Below are 19825 nucleotides of genomic sequence, written 5' to 3'. Positions count from 1 at the left end.
TTTTAGTAAGCCGGCGTTTCGTCGAGCAACTTGGCCTCGTGATAGCGATAGCTGTTTTCATCGTAGTACACAACGATGCGCTGCTCTTCGATGTCGCCGCCACGGCGCTGGAAGGTATAGATGTAGTATTCCTGTGAGGGATCTACCGGGTTCAGCATCAAAGGCGTTCCCAGCAAGGCATGAACCTGGCTCCGTTGCATGCCTTCCGACAAGCTTGCCAGCTCCTCGTCAGTGACAATGTTGCCCTGCTGGACGTTGATTTTGTAAACGCCCGGGAAAACACATCCCGCCAGAGATATAATGGTAATAAGAACGATAGCGGTGAGCTTTTGCATCGCTTAGGGAAATCCTCTATCTTGAGTTCGCCTGCCTGGAGCAGGAGTGAAACGGGCTAACCGTTGAACGGCGGCTTCATCATACCGGAAGCCGTAAGGCACACCAAAGAGTGAATACTAGCATGTCATCTGAAAACACCGAATTACGAAAAGTCGGTCTTAAGGTAACTCTTCCGAGAGTTAAGATCTTCAATATCCTTGAGAATGCTAAAGAGCATCATTTGAGTGCCGAGGACGTCTATAAAAAACTGTTAGACCAAGGCGACGACGTGGGATTGGCAACCGTGTACCGGGTGCTGACCCAATTCGAAACAGCGGGGCTGATTCTTCGCCACAATTTTGAAGGCGGCCATGCCGTGTTCGAAATGGCGGGTGAAGACCACCATGATCACATGGTGTGTACCGAGACCGGCGAAGTTGTCGAGTTTGTCGATGAAGTGATTGAAGAGCGTCAGAAGAAAATCGCGGCCGAGCACGGATACGAGATCGTGGAGCATAGCCTGATCTTGTACGTTAAGCCGATAAAATCTGGCGACAAGTAAGTAAATAGAAGCAATAAAAAAGGGGCCGGCATAGGCGGGCCCCAAAAACTCTCGAATCGAGAGGGGATTCTTTACTCAGTGATGGGTTGCCTGACCTTTCACAACCATCTCTTTAGCATGTGCGATTGTTTGTTCGGTCATATCCACGCCGCCCAGCATGCGGGCCACCTCATCAATTCTGCCTTGGTCGTTAAGCGCTTCGATGCGCGAGAAGGTCGCTTCTTTTTCGGTAAATTTGCTCACAAATAGGTGCTGATGGCTTTGCGCCGCCACTTGGGGCAGGTGAGTTACGCAGAGAACCTGACCGTTGCTTCCCAGCGATCTCAGCAAGCGGCCAACCACTTCAGCAGTGCCACCGCCAATACCAACGTCCACTTCGTCGAACACCAAAGTAGGCGTGGTCGAGGTTTGGGCAACCACGACCTGAATGGCCAGGCTGATGCGCGACAATTCCCCGCCGGAGGCTACTTTTGCCAAGGGTCGGGCCGGTTGTCCGGGGTTGGCGCTGACCAAAAACTCGATGTCTTCCCGGCCGTGTGGTGCCGGTACGTCTTCTTTATCGCTGTTCAAGTGAGTAACGAACTGCACAGACGGCATGCTCAGTTGTGCCAGTTCGTGGGCGATTCGTTGGTCTAATTCGGCAGCGGCTTGCTCTCGCTTGGCCGACAGTTGTGCTGCAACTGCGTCAAACTCGGCTTTGTATGTCTCAAGTTCTGCTTCGAGTTGCTCCAGGCTGCCGGCGCCGCCGTCCAGTTCTTCCAGTTCGTCACGAAGACGTTGGTGCAGGTCAGGAAGTTCTTCCGGCCCGATGCGGTGTTTGCGCGCCATCTGATAAACCGCGCTCAAGCGCTCTTCAACTTCCGCAAGCCTTGCCGGGTCAGCTTCATAATCATCAACAAAGCGCCGCAGATTGTCGCCCGCTTCGGAAATCTGAATCTGCGCTTCCTGCAGCATCTGCAGGGTGTCCGCCAAAGCCGGTACCTCTGCTGGCAGCTGTTCCAGCAGCTGCAGCGCTTGGCGGAGGCTGTTTGCGGCACTGGATTCTTCCTCTGTGCACAGTTGAGCCGCCTGATGGCTGCAGTGCAAGATGGCATCGGCCTGGCTGAGTTGTGCTTGCTCCTGCTCAAGGTTTTCTTGTTCGCCGTCTTCCAGTGCCAGGCGGTCGAGTTCTTCCACCTGATATCGCAGCAGCTGAAGCTTGGCTTCGGTTTCGTCAGCGTTTTGCTGGCGCTGGAATAGCTTCTGCTGGGTTTGGTGCCAGTTTTTCCAGACAGCTTTCGTTTGCTCGGCCTGTTGTTCGGCGCCGGCAAACTCATCCAGCAGTTTCCGGTGAGTTTCTTTACGAAGCAGGGATTGGTGCTGGTGCTGGCTGTGGATATCCATCAGCAGCCCGCCCAGTTCTTTCAGTTGCGACAGTGGCGACGGCTGGCCGTTGATAAAGGCTTTGGAACGACCGTCTTTGCTGATGGTGCGGCGCAGGATGCATTCATTTTTTTCGTCCAGATCGTGGCTTTCCAGCCACTTGCCCGCCTCGGGGATGTTGGAAATGTCGAAGCTGGCGGTGATGTCGGCGCGCTTGGCGCCGTGACGCACAGCACCTGCGTCTGCGCGACCGCCCATGGCCAGGCCCAGCGCATCCAGAACAATGGATTTGCCAGCGCCGGTTTCCCCGGTTAGTGCTGTCATGCCCTTGTTGAATTGCAGCTCAACGCGTTCGGCGATGGCGTAGTTGGAAACGGTAAGTTGTGTAAGCATGCCGATACCTCTGCTTGGGCCCGGAAGGGCTACTGGAATAATACTGTTCGCCTATACAGTTGCTGTGAATATATACAGTGATTTTAGGGTTTGCAAATTTTGGTCGGCAAAAAAACGAAAGAATCCGGTGTTGAAAAGGTTGAATCTGAATCTCGGAACCCCATATCGGTTCGCAAAGCATATTTTCCTGCCGTTTTGATCGGCGGGCTCTATTCGCCGCGTGCCTTTGGGCGCTGGAAAACGTATTGGGAGTGATCATGAGTGCTGACGATAAGCGCAACGAGCAAGTAGAAGAACAGGTAGAGGTAGAAGAGGCGACTGCGAACGCAGAACAGCAGGCTGCTGAAGAGCAGGCCGATGCGGGTGAAGTTTCTGAACTGGATGCGCTGAAAGCACAGCTGCAGGAGTACCAGGATCAGGCTCTGCGCGCTCAGGCAGAGATGCAGAACGTTCGTCGCCGGGCAGAGCTGGACGTCGAAAAAGCGCACAAATTCGCGTTGGAAAAATTCGTCAAAGAGCTTCTGCCGGTTGCCGACAGCCTGGAAAAAGCTGTTGAAAGCACCGAAGGAAGTGAAGAGTCGGGTGAACTGGTGGCTTCCATTCGTCAGGGTGTTGAGATGACGCTGGGCTTGTTCCTCGGCAGTCTCAAAAAGTTCAACGTTGAACAGTTGAACCCTGTTGGCGAGCCGTTTGATCCGCAGCAACATGAAGCCATGTCGATGGTGCCCGCACCCGATGCTGAACCGAACAGTGTCGTGGCAGTTGTGCAGAAAGGCTATCTGCTGAACGGTCGTGTCGTTCGCCCGGCCATGGTTGTGGTAGCGAAGGCAGAAAGTGCACCAAAAATCGACGAGCAGGCTTGAAAAACCGAATAAAGCGCCAATATAGCCATTAAACAGAAGCAACCGGGGTGTCATCACTTCGGGCAGATTTCAGCAAGATTTGGAGTGAATTTATGAGCAAGATTATCGGTATTGACCTCGGAACCACCAACTCCTGTGTAGCCGTAATGGACGGCGACAAGGTAAAGGTAATTGAAAACGCCGAGGGTGATCGCACCACCCCATCCATCATTGCTTACACCGATGATGGCGAGACGCTGGTTGGTCAGTCAGCTAAGCGCCAGGCGGTAACCAACCCGGACAACACTCTTTACGCCATCAAGCGTCTGATCGGTCGTCGTTTTGAAGACGACGTCGTGCAAAAAGACATCAAGATGGTGCCGTACAAAATCACCAAAGCAGACAACGGTGATGCGTGGGTAGATGTTAAGGGCCAGAAAATGGCTCCGCCGCAGATTTCTGCAGAAACTCTGAAGAAGATGAAGAAAACGGCAGAAGACTACCTGGGCGAAACCGTAAGCGCCGCAGTTATCACAGTTCCGGCTTACTTTAACGACAGCCAGCGTCAGGCCACCAAAGACGCCGGTAAGATCGCAGGTCTGGAAGTTAAGCGGATCATCAACGAGCCGACCGCAGCTGCTCTGGCCTATGGCATGGACAAGCAAAGCGGCGACCGCACAGTAGCTGTATACGACTTGGGTGGTGGTACCTTCGACCTGTCCATCATCGAAATCGCTGACGTTGACGGCGAACACCAGTTCGAAGTTCTGGCCACAAACGGCGACACCTTCCTGGGTGGTGAAGACTTCGACCTGAAAGTGATCGAATACCTGGCGGACCAGTTCAAGAAAGACAGCGGTATCGACCTGCGTGGCGACTCCCTGGCTATGCAGCGTCTGAAAGAAGCTGCCGAGAAAGCCAAGATTGAACTGTCCAGCAGCCAGCAGACCGACGTGAACCTGCCGTACGTAACTGCAGACGCGACCGGTCCTAAGCACATGAACGTCAAGCTGACCCGTGCCAAACTGGAATCTCTGGTAGAAGATCTGGTTCAGCGCAGCCTTGAGCCTTGTAAAGTGGCTCTGAAAGACTCTGGCCTGAGCGCTTCTGAAATTGACGAAGTGATTCTGGTTGGTGGTCAGACGCGTATGCCGCTGGTTCAGGAGAAAGTGAAAGAGTTCTTCGGCAAAGAGCCGCGCAAAGACGTGAACCCGGACGAAGCGGTAGCCATGGGTGCTGCGATTCAGGGTGCGGTACTGTCTGGTGATGTGAAAGACGTACTGCTGCTGGACGTAACTCCGCTGACCCTCGGTATCGAAACCATGGGTGGCGTAGCAACTCCGCTGATCGACAAGAACACCACCATTCCGACCAAGAAGTCCCAGACTTTCTCCACGGCGGAAGACAACCAGACTGCAGTAACCATCCACGTTGTTCAGGGTGAGCGTAAGCAGGCGGCACAGAACAAGTCTTTGGGTCGTTTTGACCTGGCCGACATCCCGCCGGCGCAGCGCGGTGTGCCGCAGATCGAAGTTACCTTCGATATCGACGCCAACGGTATTCTGAACGTGTCTGCGAAAGACAAGGCGACTGGCAAAGAGCAGTCCATCGTCATCAAGGCCTCTTCCGGCCTGAACGATGACGAAATCGAAAAAATGGTACAAGACGCCGAAGCGAACGCCGAGGAAGATCGCAAGTTCGAAGAGCTGATTCAGGCTCGCAACCAGGGTGACGGCATGGTTCACGCTGTGCGCAAGACCCTGAGCGAAGCTGGCGACAAGGTAAGCGATAGCGAGAAAGAGTCTATCGAAGCTGCGATCAAGGATCTTGAGGAAGCTCTGACTGGCAGCGATAAAGATGATATCGAAGCCAAGACCCAGAAGCTGACCGAAGTATCCTCCGAGCTTGCGCAGAAGATGTACGCGGATCAGGCTGAACAAGCCGCCGGCCAGGAAGGCGAAGAAGCTCAGGCAGCCGATGATGCCGTCGATGCCGAGTTCGAAGAAGTCAAAGACGACAAGAAGTAAATCCTAAGTACATCAGGTAGTTGGAAAGCGCGGGCCGATGTCCGCGTTTTCCGCGTTATAGCAACAGGATTTTAAGCATGGCCAAACGCGATTATTACGAAGTACTTGGGGTCTCCCGGGGCGCGGAAGATAAAGAAATCAAGCGGGCGTACCGTAAGCTCGCGATGAAATACCATCCCGACCGTAACCCGGATGATGCAGACGCCGACGACAAGTTCAAAGAGGCCAGCGAAGCCTACGAAGTGTTGATGGATGCCAACAAACGCGCAGCTTATGACCAGTTTGGGCATGCTGGCGTAGACGGCCAGGCCGGCGGTGGCGGCGGTTTCGGTGGTGGTGGCAACTTCTCAGACATCTTCGGGGATGTATTTGGTGACATCTTCGGCGGTGGCGGCGGCGGTCGCGCACGCAACACCCGGGGTTCCGACCTGCGTTACACGCTGGAGCTGGACCTTGAAGAGGCGGTCAAAGGTAAAGACGTCAAAATTACTATTCCCGGCCATAAGGAATGTGACAGCTGTGACGGTAGCGGCGCTGAAAAAGGCTCCCGCCCGGAAACCTGTGGAACCTGTCAGGGTATGGGGCAGGTGCGTATGCAGCAGGGTTTCTTCACGGTGCAGCAGGCATGCCCGACGTGCCGTGGTTCGGGTCAGATCATCAAGAACCCGTGTAAGTCTTGCCACGGGCAAGGCCGCGTAAGACAAGAGAAAACCCTGTCGGTGAAAGTGCCGCCGGGTGTTGATACTGGCGATCGTATTAGGTTGTCCGGTGAAGGCGAAATGGGTGTGGATGGTGGTCCTCCTGGTGACCTGTACGTGCAGGTGGCGGTGCGTGAACACGCAATCTTCACCCGCGATGGCCGCAACTTATATTGCGAAGTGCCCATCAGTATTGTTGATGCCGCCTTGGGTGGCGAGCTGGAAGTGCCGACACTGGATGGCCGCGTGAAGCTGAAAATCCCGGCCGAAACGCAAACTGGCAAACTGTTCCGCTTGCGCAACAAGGGTGTTAGCCCCGTTCGCGGTGGCCCGGCCGGTGATTTGCTGTGCCGTGTCATGGTAGAAACGCCGGTGAACCTGACCAAGCGTCAGAAAGAATTGTTGGGTGAATTCCAGAAGACGCTGGACGATTCCAATGGTTCCGAGCATGCTCCGAAGAAAACCTCTTGGTTTGAGGGTGTGAAAAGTTTCTTTGACGAAATGAAATTCTGAGGACAGAGCTGATGCGGGTAGCAATCATTGGCGCCGCCGGGCGCATGGGTAAAGTGTTGATCGAGGCAGTGGACGGCACCGAAGGGCTTGAGCTGGGTGCAGCGATTGTCGAGCCAGATAGTAGCCTTATCGGCGCAGATGCCGGCGACATGACAGGCATTGGCAAAACCGGCGTAAAGCTGGCCGCCAGTCTTGCGGATGTGAAAGACGACTTTGACGTACTGGTCGATTTCACCTTCCCGGACCTGACGCTGGAAAACGCCGAGTTCTGCAAAGCCAACGGCAAAATGCTCGTGATCGGCACCACCGGCATGACCGACGCGGAAAAAGAGCAGCTCGCCCAAGCGGCAGAGTCTGTTCCCGTGGTCTTCGCGCCGAACATGAGCGTAGGTGTAAACGTGGTGCTGAACCTGCTGAAGACAGCGGCCGCAACGCTGGGTGACGACTACGACGTAGAAATCATCGAAGCCCATCACCGCCACAAAAAAGACGCGCCCTCCGGGACCGCACTGCGCATGGGCGAAGTCGTTGCCGATGCACTGGGGCGTGACCTGAAAGAGTGTGCCGTTTACGGTCGTGAAGGCTTCACCGGTGAGCGCACCCGCAAAGAAATCGGCTTCGAAACTATTCGCGCTGGCGATGTTGTGGGTGATCACACTGTACTGTTCGCCACCGAAGGCGAGCGCATCGAAGTGACCCACAAGGCCAGTAGTCGCATGACTTTCGCTAAAGGTGCCATGCGCGCTGCATTGTGGTTGAAGGATAAGCCGGCAGGCTTGTACGACATGCAGGATGTGTTGAAGCTCAAAGGTTGATTTGCAACAGGGTTGATCGGCCGATTCTGAGGTAGGGGGTCGTGGGTTCGCGTTCCGAAAATTTCGAAGGCCAAGGATGGCCTGAGAGAAGCGCACATGGATGTGCTCGTAGCGGTTTTCGGAACGCGAACCCACGAGCCACTGCCGGAGCCTAGGGCTGCAGAGCCAAAGGTCATCTATATCAAGCCAGATCGTAATTCGCGATGGACAAAAAGCGACAAAATTCGTAGAATAAGTCGATTTTTTTGCACCAAGCGTACCTTTGAAAAGTTTCTAGAAAAGCGGGACCGAGCCACCACTCAGTCTCGCTTTTTTGCAACCTGACTTTGCGCTTGCGTTCCTGTTCGTGACGAACTTACGCCACTCGATGAGGATACAAGCCTTGAGTACACCAGCAATCCTTGCACTCGCAGACGGAAGCCTGTTCTACGGCACCGCCATTGGCGCAGACGGAGAAACCAGCGGCGAAGTGGTATTCAATACCGCCATGACCGGCTACCAGGAAATCCTGACCGACCCGTCCTACTCGCGCCAAATCGTCACCTTGACGTATCCGCACATCGGCAACACCGGCGTTAACGAAGAAGACGTCGAATCCGACCGCGTACACGCCGCTGGCCTGATCATTCGTGATCTGCCTCTGATTGCCAGCAGCTGGCGTAGCCAGGGTAGCCTCGAAGACTACCTGCGAAGCAACAACATCGTTGGCATTGCTGACATCGATACCCGCCGCCTGACCCGAATCCTCCGGGACAAAGGTTCCCAGAACGGAGCCATCCTGGCTGGCGAAAACGCCACAGCCGAGCGCGCCCTTGAGCTCGCAAAAGCCTTCCCGGGCCTCAAAGGCATGGATTTGGCCAAAGAAGTAACCTGCGAAAAACCCTACCAGTGGAAACAGTCCGAATGGGACTTGGCTACTGGTTACGGTGAGCAAAACAATGCCAAATTCAAAGTGGTCGCCTGGGATTACGGCGTAAAGTACAACATCCTGCGCATGCTCGCTTCCCGCGGCTGCGATATTACCGTTGTACCGGCGCAAACTCCGGCCTCTGAAGTGCTGGCCATGAACCCTGATGGCATCTTCCTGTCAAATGGCCCTGGAGATCCGGAACCCTGCGATTACGCTATCAGCGCAATCAAAGACGTACTGGAAACCGACATTCCTGTTTTCGGGATCTGTTTGGGGCACCAGTTACTGGCATTGGCCAGCGGTGCCAAAACCATGAAGATGAACCACGGCCATCACGGCGCGAACCATCCGGTGCAAGATCTCGACAGCGGTGTCGTCATGATTACCAGTCAGAACCACGGCTTTGCGGTGGATGCGTCCACATTGCCTGCGAACATTCAGGCAACCCATAAATCATTGTTTGACGGAACGTTGCAGGGACTTCGCCTGACCGACAAGTCGGCCTACAGCTTCCAGGGCCACCCTGAAGCCAGCCCCGGTCCCGGCGATGTAGCGCCCCTGTTTGACGAGTTTATCCAGTTGATGGAAGCACGATCCGCCTAAACCCGGATCACCACGGATAACGACAGGCGCTGCGTTCTGCGCTGCAAGAATTCAAAAGTTGCTGACAGGTTTACCAAGACATGCCAAAACGTACCGACATCAAAAGCATCCTGATCCTGGGCGCTGGCCCCATCGTGATCGGGCAGGCGTGCGAGTTCGATTACTCCGGAGCTCAGGCTTGTAAAGCCCTGCGAGAAGAGGGTTACCGGGTTATTCTGGTGAACTCCAACCCGGCTACCATCATGACGGATCCGGTCATGGCCGATGCCACCTACATCGAGCCCATCAACTGGAAAACCGTCGAAAAAATCATCGAGAAAGAAAAGCCGGATGCCCTGCTGCCGACCATGGGCGGCCAGACCGCACTGAACTGCGCGTTGGATCTGGAAAAATACGGCGTTCTCGACAAACACGGCGTTGAAATGATCGGCGCCAACGCCGACACCATCGATAAAGCCGAAGACCGCAACCGTTTCGATCAGGCCATGAAGAAAATTGGCCTCGAGTGCCCGCGCGCTTCCATCGCCCATTCCATGGAAGAAGCTTGGGAAATCTCCAAAGAAATCGGCTTCCCATGCATTATTCGTCCGTCGTTCACCATGGGTGGTTCCGGTGGTGGTATCGCGTACAACAAAGACGAATTTGAAGAAATCTGTACTCGTGGCCTGGATCTCTCTCCAACCAACGAGCTGCTGATCGACGAATCTCTGATCGGCTGGAAAGAGTACGAGATGGAAGTGGTTCGTGACAAAAACGACAACTGCATCATCGTCTGCGCCATCGAAAACTTCGATGCTATGGGCGTGCACACCGGTGACTCCATCACCGTAGCTCCCGCCCAGACTCTGACCGACAAAGAATACCAAATCATGCGTAACGCCTCCTTGGCGGTACTGCGTGAAATCGGCGTTGAAACCGGCGGCTCCAACGTTCAGTTCGGCATTAATCCCGACACTGGCCGCATGGTCGTGATCGAGATGAACCCGCGTGTATCTCGCTCCTCGGCGCTGGCGTCGAAAGCAACCGGTTTCCCGATTGCCAAGGTTGCCGCCAAACTGGCCATTGGCTACACCCTCGATGAGCTGCAGAACGAAATCACCGGTGGTGTTACCCCGGCCTCGTTTGAGCCGAGCATTGATTACGTGGTTACCAAGATTCCCCGGTTTACCTTCGAGAAATTCCCGCAGGCAGACGCCCGCCTGACCACGCAGATGAAGTCGGTCGGTGAAGTCATGGCCATCGGCCGGACCTTCCAGGAATCGGTTCAGAAAGCACTGCGTGGCCTGGAAGTGGGCTCCGAAGGCTTTGATGAGAAGCTGGAAGACCTGGATTCGGAGAATTCCCGTGAAACACTGACCAGCGAGCTGAACGTCCCGGGTGCAGAGCGTATCTGGTACATCGGTGACGCCTTCCGCGCGGGTATGACGGTTGACGAAGTGTTCAAGCACACCAAGGTTGATCCTTGGTATCTGGTGCAGATTGAAGATCTGATCAAAGAAGAAACTGCCCTGAAGACCGCAGGCAAGGCCGATATCGATTACGCCACCTTGTTCCGTCTGAAGCGCAAAGGTTTCTCTGACGCTCGATTGGCCAAGCTGCTCGGCATTTCTGAAGCCAGCATGCGTAAGTTGCGTCACGATCTGGGCGTGCGTCCGGTTTATAAGCGGGTGGACACCTGTGCGGCCGAATTCGCCTCAGACACCGCTTACATGTACTCCACCTATGAAGAAGAGTGCGAGGCGGATCCATCGGATCGCGAAAAAATCGTGGTCATCGGTGGTGGTCCTAACCGGATTGGTCAGGGCATCGAGTTCGATTACTGCTGCGTTCACGCCGCGTTTGCGATGCGCGAAGACGGCTACGAAACCATCATGATCAACTGTAACCCGGAGACCGTGTCCACCGATTACGACACCTCGGATCGCTTGTACTTCGAGCCGATCACTCTGGAAGACGTTCTGGAAATCATTGAAGTTGAGAAGCCCAAAGGCGTGATTGTTCAGTACGGCGGTCAAACACCGCTGAAACTGGCGCGCGGCCTGGAAGCGGCCGGTGTTCCGATTATCGGTACCAGCCCGGATGCGATTGACCGTGCCGAAGACCGTGAGCGCTTCCAGCAGATGATCCAGCGCTTGGGCCTGAAGCAGCCTGAAAACGCCACGGTTCGTAGCCACGAAGAAGGCATTGTGGCTGCTCGTGAAATCGGCTATCCGCTGGTGGTTCGTCCGTCCTACGTGTTGGGCGGACGTGCCATGGAAATCGTCTACGACGAAACCGAACTGGTTCGCTACATGCAAAGTGCCGTATTGGTGTCTAACGACAGCCCGGTACTGCTGGACCACTTCCTGAACGCCGCCATCGAGGTGGATATCGACGCCATCTCTGACGGCACCGACGTCGTGATCGGCGGCATCATGCAGCACATCGAGCAGGCGGGTATTCACTCCGGTGACTCCGCGTGTTCGCTGCCACCGTACAGTTTGCCTGCCGACGTGCAGGACGCCATGCGTGACGCGGTCAAGAAGATGGCCATTGAGCTGGAAGTGATCGGTTTGATGAACGTCCAGCTGGCCTGGCAGGACGGCGAAATCTACGTGATTGAGGTGAACCCGCGGGCCTCTCGTACCGTGCCGTTCGTATCCAAGGCCATTGGTTTGTCGCTGGCCGCCGTTGCAGCCCGGGTTATGTCCGGCAAGACTCTGAAAGAACTGGAATTCACGCAGGAAATCGTACCGACTTACTACGCGGTGAAAGAGTCTGTGTTCCCGTTCAACAAGTTCCCGTCGGTTGACCCGATTCTTGGGCCGGAAATGAAATCGACCGGTGAGGTGATGGGTCTGGGTGACAGCTTCGACGAAGCGTTCGCCAAGGCGTCATTGGCCGTTGGCGATAAGTTGCCGACAGAGGGCACGGCGTTCATGTCGGTGAGAAACGTCGATAAGCCGGGCGCCATCGAAGTGGCCCGTGAGCTGATTGAAGCTGGCTTCAACATCATTGCAACAACCGGTACCGCTAAGGCACTGGAAGAGGCGGGCATAGCGGTTGCGCACGTGAACAAGGTTCGGGAAGGTCGCCCGCATATTGTGGATGCGATCAAGAACGGTGAAGTTCAGCTGATTATCAACACCACCGAAGGCCGTAAGGCCATCTCTGACTCGTCGCAAATCCGTCAGTCGGCGTTGCAGAGCAAGGTAACCTATACAACGACTCTGGCAGGTGGCGAAGCCTACTGCCGAGCCATTAAGTTTGGTCCGGAGCGCGCAGTTCGTCGCCTCCAGGACTTGCACGCAGGGAAGTAACGATATGTCTAATGATAGAGTTCCTATGACCAAGCTGGGCGAAGCCCGCTTGCGTGAGGAGCTGAAAAAATTGAAATCCGAAGATCGTCCGCGGGTTATTCAGGCTATTTCTGATGCTCGTGAACACGGCGATTTGAAAGAAAACGCTGAATACCACGCTGCCCGTGAGCAGCAAAGTTTCATCGAAGGGCGCATTCAGGAAATTGAAGGCAAGCTTTCGGTGGCTCAGGTGATCGACGTGACCGCGATGGAAAATACCGGCAAGGTCATTTTCGGCACCACCGTCGAGTTGGTGAACATGGACACCGATGAAGAAGTGACCTACCAGATTGTTGGCGAAGACGAAGCTGACATCAAGGCAGGCAAGCTCTCGGTTTCCTCACCCATTGCACGTGCGTTGATCGGTAAGAGTGAGGGTGACGTGGTCGCCATTCGTATCCCGTCCGGTACGGTTGAGTACGAAATTGCCGAGGTGCAGTACATCTAAGCTACTGCAGGCAAAGAAAAGCCGGCCGGAGGGGAACCTCGGGCCGGCTTTTTTGTTGCTGAATGCTTATTTGTTTCTGAGCAGATTGGAAAGCTTCGGATTGGGTTTTTTCGAACGGCGCAGAATCACGGCAATTTTACCGATGGTTTGCACCAACTCGGCCTTGGCGCTCTTGCACAGAGCTTCAATGGCTTCCTGGCGAGCCTCCCGGTCCTGGCTGGCGACCTTGATCTTGATCAGCTCGTGATCGTTCAGGGCGCGGTCCAGTTCGTCTTGAAGTCCTTCGGACAGGCCTTTGTCGCCGACAATGATGATGGGCTTCAGGTTGTGGGCAATGGCCCGGTATTCCCGGCGCTGTTCCGATGACAAGCTCATGATGTAATCTCTTTATCAATGCTATTAACAAAAGGTCAGCGGCTTAAATGCTGACAACGAAGTATAATGGAGCGATTGTAACAGATAGAGGCCCGCTACAAATGGCTGTAATCACTTACAGGTGTGGTTTGTAGATTTGGTGGCGGGGAACGTTTTCCCGGAATCTGTGTCTTTTACGGATAGGCCACTTCTGGTTTACGAGCGTACATTTGGTGTAAGGTGTTCGAAAAGGGTGAGCGGCCAGGCCGCGGCTCTGCAATTCACAGGTGATGATCCTTGAACGATATGGCAAAAAATTTAGTTCTCTGGCTAGTAATAGCCGCTGTGCTGCTGATGGTGTTCCAGAATTTCACGCCCACCACCAGCGGGCAACAAGTTAATTATTCCCAGTTTGTCGAAATGGTCCAGCAAGGACAGGTTCGTCAGGTGACGGTAGACGGGCTGGAAATTCAAGGTATTCGGGGTGACGGCTCTCAGTTCCAGACCGTTCGCCCTCAAGTGCCAGACAACAAGCTGATGGACGATCTGCTTGCCAATCAAGTAGAGGTGATCGGTAAAGAACCTGAGCGCCAGAGTCTGTGGACTCAATTGTTGGTTGCCGCGTTCCCGATTCTGATCATCATCGCGCTGTTCATGTTCTTCATGCGCCAGATGCAAGGCGGTGGCGGCGGTAAGGGCCCGATGTCGTTTGGTAAAAGCAAGGCCCGTCTGCTGAGCGAAGACCAGATCAAAACCACTTTCGGTGACGTTGCCGGTGTAGAAGAGGCTAAAGAAGACGTCAAAGAGTTGGTTGACTTCCTGCGTGATCCGAGCAAGTTCCAACGTCTGGGTGGCCGCATTCCCAAGGGTGTCCTGATGGTTGGCCCCCCGGGTACCGGTAAGACGCTGCTGGCGAAAGCCATTGCGGGTGAAGCGAAGGTTCCGTTCTTCTCGATTTCCGGTTCAGACTTCGTTGAAATGTTCGTTGGTGTAGGTGCTTCGCGCGTACGCGATATGTTCGAGCAGGCCAAGAAACAGAGCCCCTGCATTATCTTTATCGACGAGATCGATGCGGTTGGTCGCCATCGTGGTGCCGGCATGGGCGGTGGTCACGACGAGCGTGAACAGACACTGAACCAGTTGTTGGTTGAGATGGACGGCTTTGAAGGCAACGAAGGCGTTATCGTCATTGCCGCAACCAACCGTCCGGACGTGCTTGATCCAGCGTTGCTGCGCCCGGGTCGATTCGACCGTCAGGTGGTTGTCAGCTTGCCCGACATCAAAGGGCGCGAGCAGATTCTGAAAGTGCACATGAAAAAAGTACCGTTGGCAGACGGCATCGAGCCGGCTGTGATCGCGCGCGGTACGCCCGGCTTCTCCGGTGCCGATTTGGCAAACCTGGTAAACGAAGCTGCGCTGTTTGCGGCTCGCCGTAACCTGCGTCTGGTGTCCATGGAAGAGTTGGAGCTGGCCAAAGATAAAATCATGATGGGCGCCGAGCGCAAGTCCATGGTGATGAACGAGAAAGAGAAGCTGAATACGGCCTACCACGAGGCAGGGCATGCGATTGTGGGGCGTTTGGTGCCCGAGCATGATCCGGTTTATAAAGTCAGTATCATTCCTCGCGGCCGAGCGTTGGGTGTGACGATGTTCTTGCCCGAAGAGGACAAGTACAGTCATTCCAAGCGCTATCTGATCAGCTCGATCTGCAGTTTGTTTGGCGGTCGTATCGCGGAAGAGCTCACCTTGGGTGTTGACGGTGTCACCACCGGTGCATCGAACGACATCGAGCGCGCGACCAGCCTTGCGCGCAACATGGTCACTCGCTGGGGGTTGTCCGATAAGTTGGGGCCGCTGCAGTACGATACCGACAGTGAAGAGCCGTTCCTGGGGCGTTCAGCTGGTCAGTCGCACACGGTGTATTCACCAGAGACAGCGCAGCGTATCGACGAGGAAGTGCGTAACATCGTGGATACCTGCTACGAGACGGCCAAGCAGATCCTGGTCGAAAATCGAGAGAAGCTCGATATGATGGCTCATGCGTTGATGAAGTATGAAACCATTGATCGCTTTCAGATTGACGACATCATGGAGGGACGCGAACCACGCCCGCCGAAAAACTGGGGTGACAGCGGTCCTTCTGCCGGTGGAACGCCGGAAAGTGCCGAGCCGGCATCAGAGCCCAAGGAATCGGGTGACGGTGGTCAGCCCGGAGTAGGGCGTCCGGCTGGCGAGCACTAACTCGCAGTAAAGCTGCAAGTAACATCCGACGCCGCCCACATTCTGGGCGGCGTTTGTTTTTGTATTCACTAAAGATCTAACCGGACTCTGTGCTATGAACGTTAATTTTGCCGGCCGCCAGCTGAATCTGTCGGAATGCCATGTTATGGGTATTTTGAACGTCACCCCCGACTCGTTTTCGGATGGTGGTCGATTCAATAATGTGGACGCTGCAGTGCTTCGAGCAAAGCAAATGGTGGCTGATGGCGCAACTTTTGTGGACGTTGGGGGTGAATCAACCCGCCCGGGAGCCGCTCCGGTTTCTACGCAGCAAGAGTTGGACCGGGTGTGCCCGGTTGTTGAGGCGATTGCGCGAGAGCTGGATGTGGTGGTGTCTGTCGATACCAGCAATCCGGTGGTCATGGCGGAAACCGTAAAGGTTGGAGCTGGCTTGATTAATGATGTCCGGGCGCTTCAACGAGACGGTGCGTCAGAAGTGGTTGCTGAGGCGGGCGTGCCCGTGTGCCTGATGCACATTCAGGGTGAGCCGGACACCATGCAGGATTCGCCGTTCTACCGGAACGTGCGTCGGGAAGTCAGCTCGTTTTTGACGGAGCGGGTGCGAGTAGCCGAAGCGGCTGGCGTGTTACCGGAAAATATCATTCTTGATCCCGGGTTCGGTTTTGGTAAGACGGTTGAGCACAATGTTCAGCTGCTAGCCGGCATGGAACAAATGCATATGCTTGGGCATCCGCTACTGATTGGTATCTCCCGAAAGTCGATGCTCGGAGCCATCACAGGTCGCGATGTGAATGAAAGGTTGTCTGCCAGCCTCGCAGCCGCGACAATATCGGCCATGAAAGGCGCGAGCATTCTGCGAGTGCATGACGTCAGGGAAACTGTGGACGCCGTCAAAGTCGTAACGGCCATAAAGGAGGCAAGGTAATGTCCCAGCGGAAATATTTTGGTACCGACGGCATTCGCGGTCGCGTCGGCGAGCAACCCATCACACCCGAGTTTATGCTTCATCTTGGTTGGGCGGCCGGGCAAGCGTTTAAAAAGGCCGGGCAGCGCAACAGTGTGTTGATCGGTAAAGACACCCGGTTGTCAGGGTATATGTTTGAGTCGGCGCTGGAGGCGGGGCTTTCTGCCGCTGGAGTGGATGTCAAACTGCTAGGTCCGATGCCGACCCCGGCCATTGCTTATCTGACGCGCACGTTCCGGGCGTCGGCGGGCATTGTGATTAGTGCCTCCCACAATCCTCACCATGACAACGGTATCAAGTTTTTCTCGGCTGCCGGCACTAAGCTGGATGATGCGCTGGAATCGGAGATCGAACGCTGGCTGGATAAGCCGATTGAGGTCTGCGAGCCGAAAGAGTTGGGTAAAGTCAGTCGGATCGATGACGCGCCTGGCCGCTATGTCGAATTCTGTAAGAGTACCGTTCCGAATGAATTCACGTTGGATGGGCTGCATGTCGTGCTGGATTGTGCTCACGGTGCGACCTACCACGTGGCACCCAAGGTGTTCCGCGAGCTGGGTGCCAAGCTGACCGTAATTGGTGCCGAGCCGGATGGACTGAATATCAACCTGAACGTTGGCTCTACCCATCTTGAAAGCCTGAAACAGACGGTTATCGACAAGGGTGCTGATTTGGGGATCGCTTTCGATGGTGATGGCGACCGGGTCCTCATGGTTGATCGGGACGGATCCGAAGTGGACGGAGACGAACTGCTGTATATTCTGGCATCACAGCGGCGCGCTGAGGGGCGTCTGGAAGGTGGCGTGGTTGGCACGTTGATGACCAATCTGGGTGTCGAGTTGGCGCTAAACGAGCTGGATATACCGTTTGAGCGTGCAAAGGTTGGCGACCGCTATGTGATGGAGCGGCTACTGGCCAATGACTGGCTGGTTGGTGGTGAAGGTTCCGGGCATATGGTCATTCGCGACTGCATCGGTACGGGCGATGGCGTGATTTCGGCCTTACAAGTGCTGTTGGCGATTGGCAACTCCGGAAAAACGTTGTCAGAGCTGCGTAGTGGTATGAACAAGTTGCCGCAAACCATGATCAATGTGAAAGTTGCCCAGCGCTTTGATCCGCTGAGTCGGGACGATATCGTCAGCGCCATGCGCGAGGCTGAAGAATCGCTTGGCGATTCCGGGCGTATTCTCTTGCGAGCTTCAGGGACTGAGCCTTTGATCCGGGTCATGGCAGAAGGTAAAGATGCCGCTGAAATTGCTCGCGTCGCTGAGAGCCTTGCAGAGGTGGTAGAGCAGTCAACCCCCTGATTCAAAACGGGGCGGTTGTGCAGATGAAATCTCTGCTGTATAGTTCGCCCTCGCTTACGCTCGGGACATTTGAGAGTTCATATGCGCCGTAAAATTGTAGCCGGAAACTGGAAAATGAACGGGTCGAAAGACCTTGTGCAGCAACTGGTCGGCGTGATTTGTGATCGTGCGGTCGGGCTGGATGACGCTGCAGAGGTGGTCGTCATTCCTCCAGCGCCTTACGTCCCCCTGGTTCAGCAGCAGTCCGATGGCAAGCTTGCCTTAGGGCTGCAGAATGTCAGTGAATGGCAATCCGGAGCCTACACGGGTGAAGTGTCTGCGGATATGGCGAAAGACCTTGGCTGCAGTTTTGTGCTGGTGGGTCATTCCGAGCGTCGCCAGCTGTTTGGTGAGAGTGATGATGTCGCAGCCCGCAAGGTTGGGCGCGTGCTCGAAAGTGGATTGACGGCAGTGCTTTGTGTCGGTGAAACGCTGGAGCAGCGTGAGGCTGGTGAAGCAGAGCGTGTGGTTGCCGAGCAGGTCAGAAAGGGTTTGGCCGGAGTTGCAGGTGACCAGTGGCAAGGAGTTGTAGTGGCTTATGAGCCGGTTTGGGCCATAGGTACGGGCAAGACAGCTACGGCTGATGATGCCCAGGCGATGCATGCGGAGATTCGAAGCGTCCTGAAAACAATGGATGCACCCGCAGAAGAGATTTCGGTACTTTACGGCGGCAGTGTAAAAGCGGATAATGCTGCCGCTCTGTTTTCAGAGCCCGATATCGATGGTGGTCTTATAGGTGGCGCTTCCCTTAAGGCTGACGAGTTTATTAGTATCTGCCGGTCATTCCCGGTGGGTAGCTAAGCCGAAACGAATACGAGAGTCTGTATGGATTGGATCGAAACACTGGTAGTTGTAGTTCACGTCGTTATCGCCGTGGCGCTGGTTGGTGTCGTCCTGATTCAGCAGGGCAAGGGTGCTGATGCCGGTGCGGCCTTCGGTGGTGGCGCTTCCCAGACCGTTTTTGGTAGTCAGGGTAGCGGCAGCTTTCTGACCCGTGTAACCACCTTGATGGCGGTTGTGTTTTTCGTGACAAGTTTCTCGCTTGCGATTTTTGCCAAGCAGCGTGCTGAAGTGGCCGGCGAAGCCGGTATCCCGATGCTTCAGGAATCCTCAGCAGAGCAGGTTCCTGCTCTGGACGAAGGCGCAAGCAGCGAGACGAAAGAAAACGAGCTTCCAGAGCTCGAGTAAGAGTTTTTGCCCAGGTGGTGAAATTGGTAGACACGCCATCTTGAGGGGGTGGTAGCGAGAGCTGTGCCGGTTCGAGTCCGGCCCTGGGCACCAATTTTCAACAAAGACGGCTTGGTTTATCCAGGCCGTCTTTGTTTGGTCAGTCCTTGACCGATCCGCTTCGTATCTCTATACTTCCGCGGATATTGGAGTCAGTGATTCATCCTGACTTCCAGGCAGGCCAGGTGTCTGTCGGCAGTTAGCCGTTTTGGGTTTGGCTTTCTGCGAATTCTTGCAACAAAAAGCCCCGATTTCAGGGGCTTTTTGATTAAGGGGCCTGGCGCAAGGGCCCTAGTGCATAAAAGGGCTGCTCAACAGCCCTTTTTTTGTTTTTGTACATTGAAAATTCTCAAGACGGAGGCGGCGACACTTGTCAGCCAAGCTTAATCAACTCGAAGAGATACTGCGCCCGGTTGTAGAAGGGCTCGGATATGAGTTTTGGGGTATCGAATTTCGTTCTCGTGGCTACCAGTCGATGCTGCGGGTGTTTATCGATGACGCCGAAAACGGTATTGGCATTGAAGACTGCGAAAAGGTGAGTCGGCAAGTCAGTGGCGTAATGGATGTGGAAGATCCCATCCAGAGTGAATATACGTTGGAGGTTTCATCCCCGGGGATGGATCGCCCGTTGTTTCGTCTTGAGCATTATCAGGCGTTTGTTGGGCATAAAGTCCAGCTCAAACTCCGTATGGCTTTTGAGGGGCGCCGAAAATTCCAGGGCCTGATCAAAGGTGTGGAAGGTGACGAGGTGGTTATCGTGGTAGACGATCACGAATACTTGTTGCCGTTCGACAGTATTGATAAAGCCAATATCGTTCCGGTTTTTGAATAAGTGTATTCAAGAATTCTTAGATGTATTGATTATTTTGA

At 54.9% G+C, this 19825-nt stretch carries 17 protein-coding genes and 1 tRNA gene; 15 read left to right on the top strand and 3 right to left on the bottom strand.

Translation table 11 applies throughout. The features are described 5' to 3' along the window. Window positions 1–2: 2 nt before the first annotated feature. The gene (locus tag Q9245_RS06275) at window positions 3–335 is read right to left on the bottom strand and encodes an outer membrane protein assembly factor BamE (RefSeq protein WP_305896328.1); all 333 of its coding nucleotides are present in this window, start codon (window positions 333–335) and stop codon (window positions 3–5) included. A gap of 122 nt (window positions 336–457) precedes the next feature. On the opposite strand from Q9245_RS06275, the gene fur reads away from it, so the two are divergent. Next, on the top strand, window positions 458–877 hold the full coding sequence (gene fur, locus Q9245_RS06270; RefSeq protein ID WP_199005995.1) for a ferric iron uptake transcriptional regulator: 420 nt from the start codon (window positions 458–460) through the stop codon (window positions 875–877). A gap of 75 nt (window positions 878–952) precedes the next feature. Here fur and recN read toward each other — a convergent pair whose 3' ends face one another. Next, entirely contained in the window at window positions 953–2632 is a 1680-nt protein-coding gene (gene recN, locus Q9245_RS06265; protein WP_305896327.1) for a DNA repair protein RecN, read from the bottom strand. Window positions 2633–2889: 257 nt separating this feature from the next. Between recN and grpE the strand changes: the two genes are divergently transcribed. From grpE to greA, 7 genes are all read left to right on the top strand, one after another. After that, on the top strand, window positions 2890–3495 hold the full coding sequence (gene grpE, locus Q9245_RS06260) for a nucleotide exchange factor GrpE (RefSeq protein ID WP_305896326.1): 606 nt from the start codon (window positions 2890–2892) through the stop codon (window positions 3493–3495). Between the two features lie 92 nt (window positions 3496–3587). Beyond that, window positions 3588–5501 carry a molecular chaperone DnaK gene (gene dnaK, locus Q9245_RS06255; protein ID WP_305896325.1) on the top strand — a complete coding sequence of 638 codons (1914 nt, stop codon included), beginning with the start codon at window positions 3588–3590 and terminating at the stop codon, window positions 5499–5501. 77 nt (window positions 5502–5578) lie between these two features. Then, window positions 5579–6712, top strand: coding sequence for a molecular chaperone DnaJ (gene dnaJ, locus Q9245_RS06250; RefSeq protein ID WP_305896324.1), 1134 nt, complete (start codon window positions 5579–5581; stop codon window positions 6710–6712). Between the two features lie 11 nt (window positions 6713–6723). After that, complete coding sequence (gene dapB, locus Q9245_RS06245; protein ID WP_305896323.1) at window positions 6724–7527, top strand: 4-hydroxy-tetrahydrodipicolinate reductase; 804 nt, start codon at window positions 6724–6726, stop codon at window positions 7525–7527. Between the two features lie 382 nt (window positions 7528–7909). Then, window positions 7910–9040, top strand: coding sequence for a glutamine-hydrolyzing carbamoyl-phosphate synthase small subunit (gene carA, locus Q9245_RS06240; RefSeq protein WP_305896322.1), 1131 nt, complete (start codon window positions 7910–7912; stop codon window positions 9038–9040). A gap of 80 nt (window positions 9041–9120) precedes the next feature. Next, window positions 9121–12339 carry a carbamoyl-phosphate synthase large subunit gene (gene carB, locus Q9245_RS06235; protein ID WP_305896321.1) on the top strand — a complete coding sequence of 1073 codons (3219 nt, stop codon included), beginning with the start codon at window positions 9121–9123 and terminating at the stop codon, window positions 12337–12339. A 4-nt stretch (window positions 12340–12343) separates the two neighbouring features. Then, on the top strand, window positions 12344–12826 hold the full coding sequence (gene greA / locus Q9245_RS06230) for a transcription elongation factor GreA (RefSeq protein WP_114334537.1): 483 nt from the start codon (window positions 12344–12346) through the stop codon (window positions 12824–12826). Window positions 12827–12892: 66 nt separating this feature from the next. Here the strand turns inward: greA and yhbY are convergent, their stop codons facing one another. After that, complete coding sequence (gene yhbY, locus Q9245_RS06225) at window positions 12893–13201, bottom strand: ribosome assembly RNA-binding protein YhbY (protein ID WP_247060224.1); 309 nt, start codon at window positions 13199–13201, stop codon at window positions 12893–12895. Window positions 13202–13477: 276 nt separating this feature from the next. On the opposite strand from yhbY, the gene ftsH reads away from it, so the two are divergent. From ftsH to rimP, 7 genes are all read left to right on the top strand, one after another. After that, complete coding sequence (gene ftsH / locus Q9245_RS06220; protein WP_305896320.1) at window positions 13478–15421, top strand: ATP-dependent zinc metalloprotease FtsH; 1944 nt, start codon at window positions 13478–13480, stop codon at window positions 15419–15421. 94 nt (window positions 15422–15515) lie between these two features. After that, window positions 15516–16346 (top strand): dihydropteroate synthase, encoded by an 831-nt coding sequence (gene folP / locus Q9245_RS06215; RefSeq protein WP_305896319.1) that lies wholly within the window; start codon window positions 15516–15518, stop codon window positions 16344–16346. Further along, window positions 16346–17689, top strand: a complete 1344-nt coding sequence (gene glmM, locus Q9245_RS06210; protein WP_305896318.1) for a phosphoglucosamine mutase — start codon at window positions 16346–16348, stop codon at window positions 17687–17689. Before folP ends, glmM begins: the two co-directional genes overlap by 1 nt. A gap of 81 nt (window positions 17690–17770) precedes the next feature. After that, entirely contained in the window at window positions 17771–18529 is a 759-nt protein-coding gene (gene tpiA / locus Q9245_RS06205) for a triose-phosphate isomerase (RefSeq protein WP_305896317.1), read from the top strand. A gap of 24 nt (window positions 18530–18553) precedes the next feature. Next, window positions 18554–18916, top strand: a complete 363-nt coding sequence (secG, locus tag Q9245_RS06200) for a preprotein translocase subunit SecG (protein ID WP_305896316.1) — start codon at window positions 18554–18556, stop codon at window positions 18914–18916. Between the two features lie 8 nt (window positions 18917–18924). After that, a tRNA-Leu gene (locus Q9245_RS06195) sits at window positions 18925–19009 on the top strand. A gap of 316 nt (window positions 19010–19325) precedes the next feature. Next, on the top strand, window positions 19326–19787 hold the full coding sequence (gene rimP / locus Q9245_RS06190) for a ribosome maturation factor RimP (protein ID WP_114334531.1): 462 nt from the start codon (window positions 19326–19328) through the stop codon (window positions 19785–19787). Window positions 19788–19825 lie beyond the last annotated feature (38 nt).

Origin of the sequence: Marinobacter sp. MDS2, assembly GCF_030718085.1 — a bacterium.
Taxonomy (GTDB): Bacteria; Pseudomonadota; Gammaproteobacteria; order Pseudomonadales; family Oleiphilaceae; genus Marinobacter.
The sequence above is the reverse complement of the archived record's forward strand: the minus strand, read 5'-3'. Positions and strand labels throughout refer to the sequence as shown.

What these genes read in the sequence shown, in the direction of transcription:
- Q9245_RS06275 (WP_305896328.1), bottom strand. Translation starts at nt 335, where the DNA reads ATGCAAAAGCTCACCGCTATCGTTCTTATTACCATTATATCTCTGGCG.
- fur (WP_199005995.1), top strand. Translation starts at nt 458, where the DNA reads ATGTCATCTGAAAACACCGAATTACGAAAAGTCGGTCTTAAGGTAACT.
- recN (WP_305896327.1), bottom strand. Translation starts at nt 2,632, where the DNA reads ATGCTTACACAACTTACCGTTTCCAACTACGCCATCGCCGAACGCGTT.
- grpE (WP_305896326.1), top strand. Translation starts at nt 2,890, where the DNA reads ATGAGTGCTGACGATAAGCGCAACGAGCAAGTAGAAGAACAGGTAGAG.
- dnaK (WP_305896325.1), top strand. Translation starts at nt 3,588, where the DNA reads ATGAGCAAGATTATCGGTATTGACCTCGGAACCACCAACTCCTGTGTA.
- dnaJ (WP_305896324.1), top strand. Translation starts at nt 5,579, where the DNA reads ATGGCCAAACGCGATTATTACGAAGTACTTGGGGTCTCCCGGGGCGCG.
- dapB (WP_305896323.1), top strand. Translation starts at nt 6,724, where the DNA reads ATGCGGGTAGCAATCATTGGCGCCGCCGGGCGCATGGGTAAAGTGTTG.
- carB (WP_305896321.1), top strand. Translation starts at nt 9,121, where the DNA reads ATGCCAAAACGTACCGACATCAAAAGCATCCTGATCCTGGGCGCTGGC.
- greA (WP_114334537.1), top strand. Translation starts at nt 12,344, where the DNA reads ATGTCTAATGATAGAGTTCCTATGACCAAGCTGGGCGAAGCCCGCTTG.
- yhbY (WP_247060224.1), bottom strand. Translation starts at nt 13,201, where the DNA reads ATGAGCTTGTCATCGGAACAGCGCCGGGAATACCGGGCCATTGCCCAC.
- folP (WP_305896319.1), top strand. Translation starts at nt 15,516, where the DNA reads ATGAACGTTAATTTTGCCGGCCGCCAGCTGAATCTGTCGGAATGCCAT.
- glmM (WP_305896318.1), top strand. Translation starts at nt 16,346, where the DNA reads ATGTCCCAGCGGAAATATTTTGGTACCGACGGCATTCGCGGTCGCGTC.
- tpiA (WP_305896317.1), top strand. Translation starts at nt 17,771, where the DNA reads ATGCGCCGTAAAATTGTAGCCGGAAACTGGAAAATGAACGGGTCGAAA.
- secG (WP_305896316.1), top strand. Translation starts at nt 18,554, where the DNA reads ATGGATTGGATCGAAACACTGGTAGTTGTAGTTCACGTCGTTATCGCC.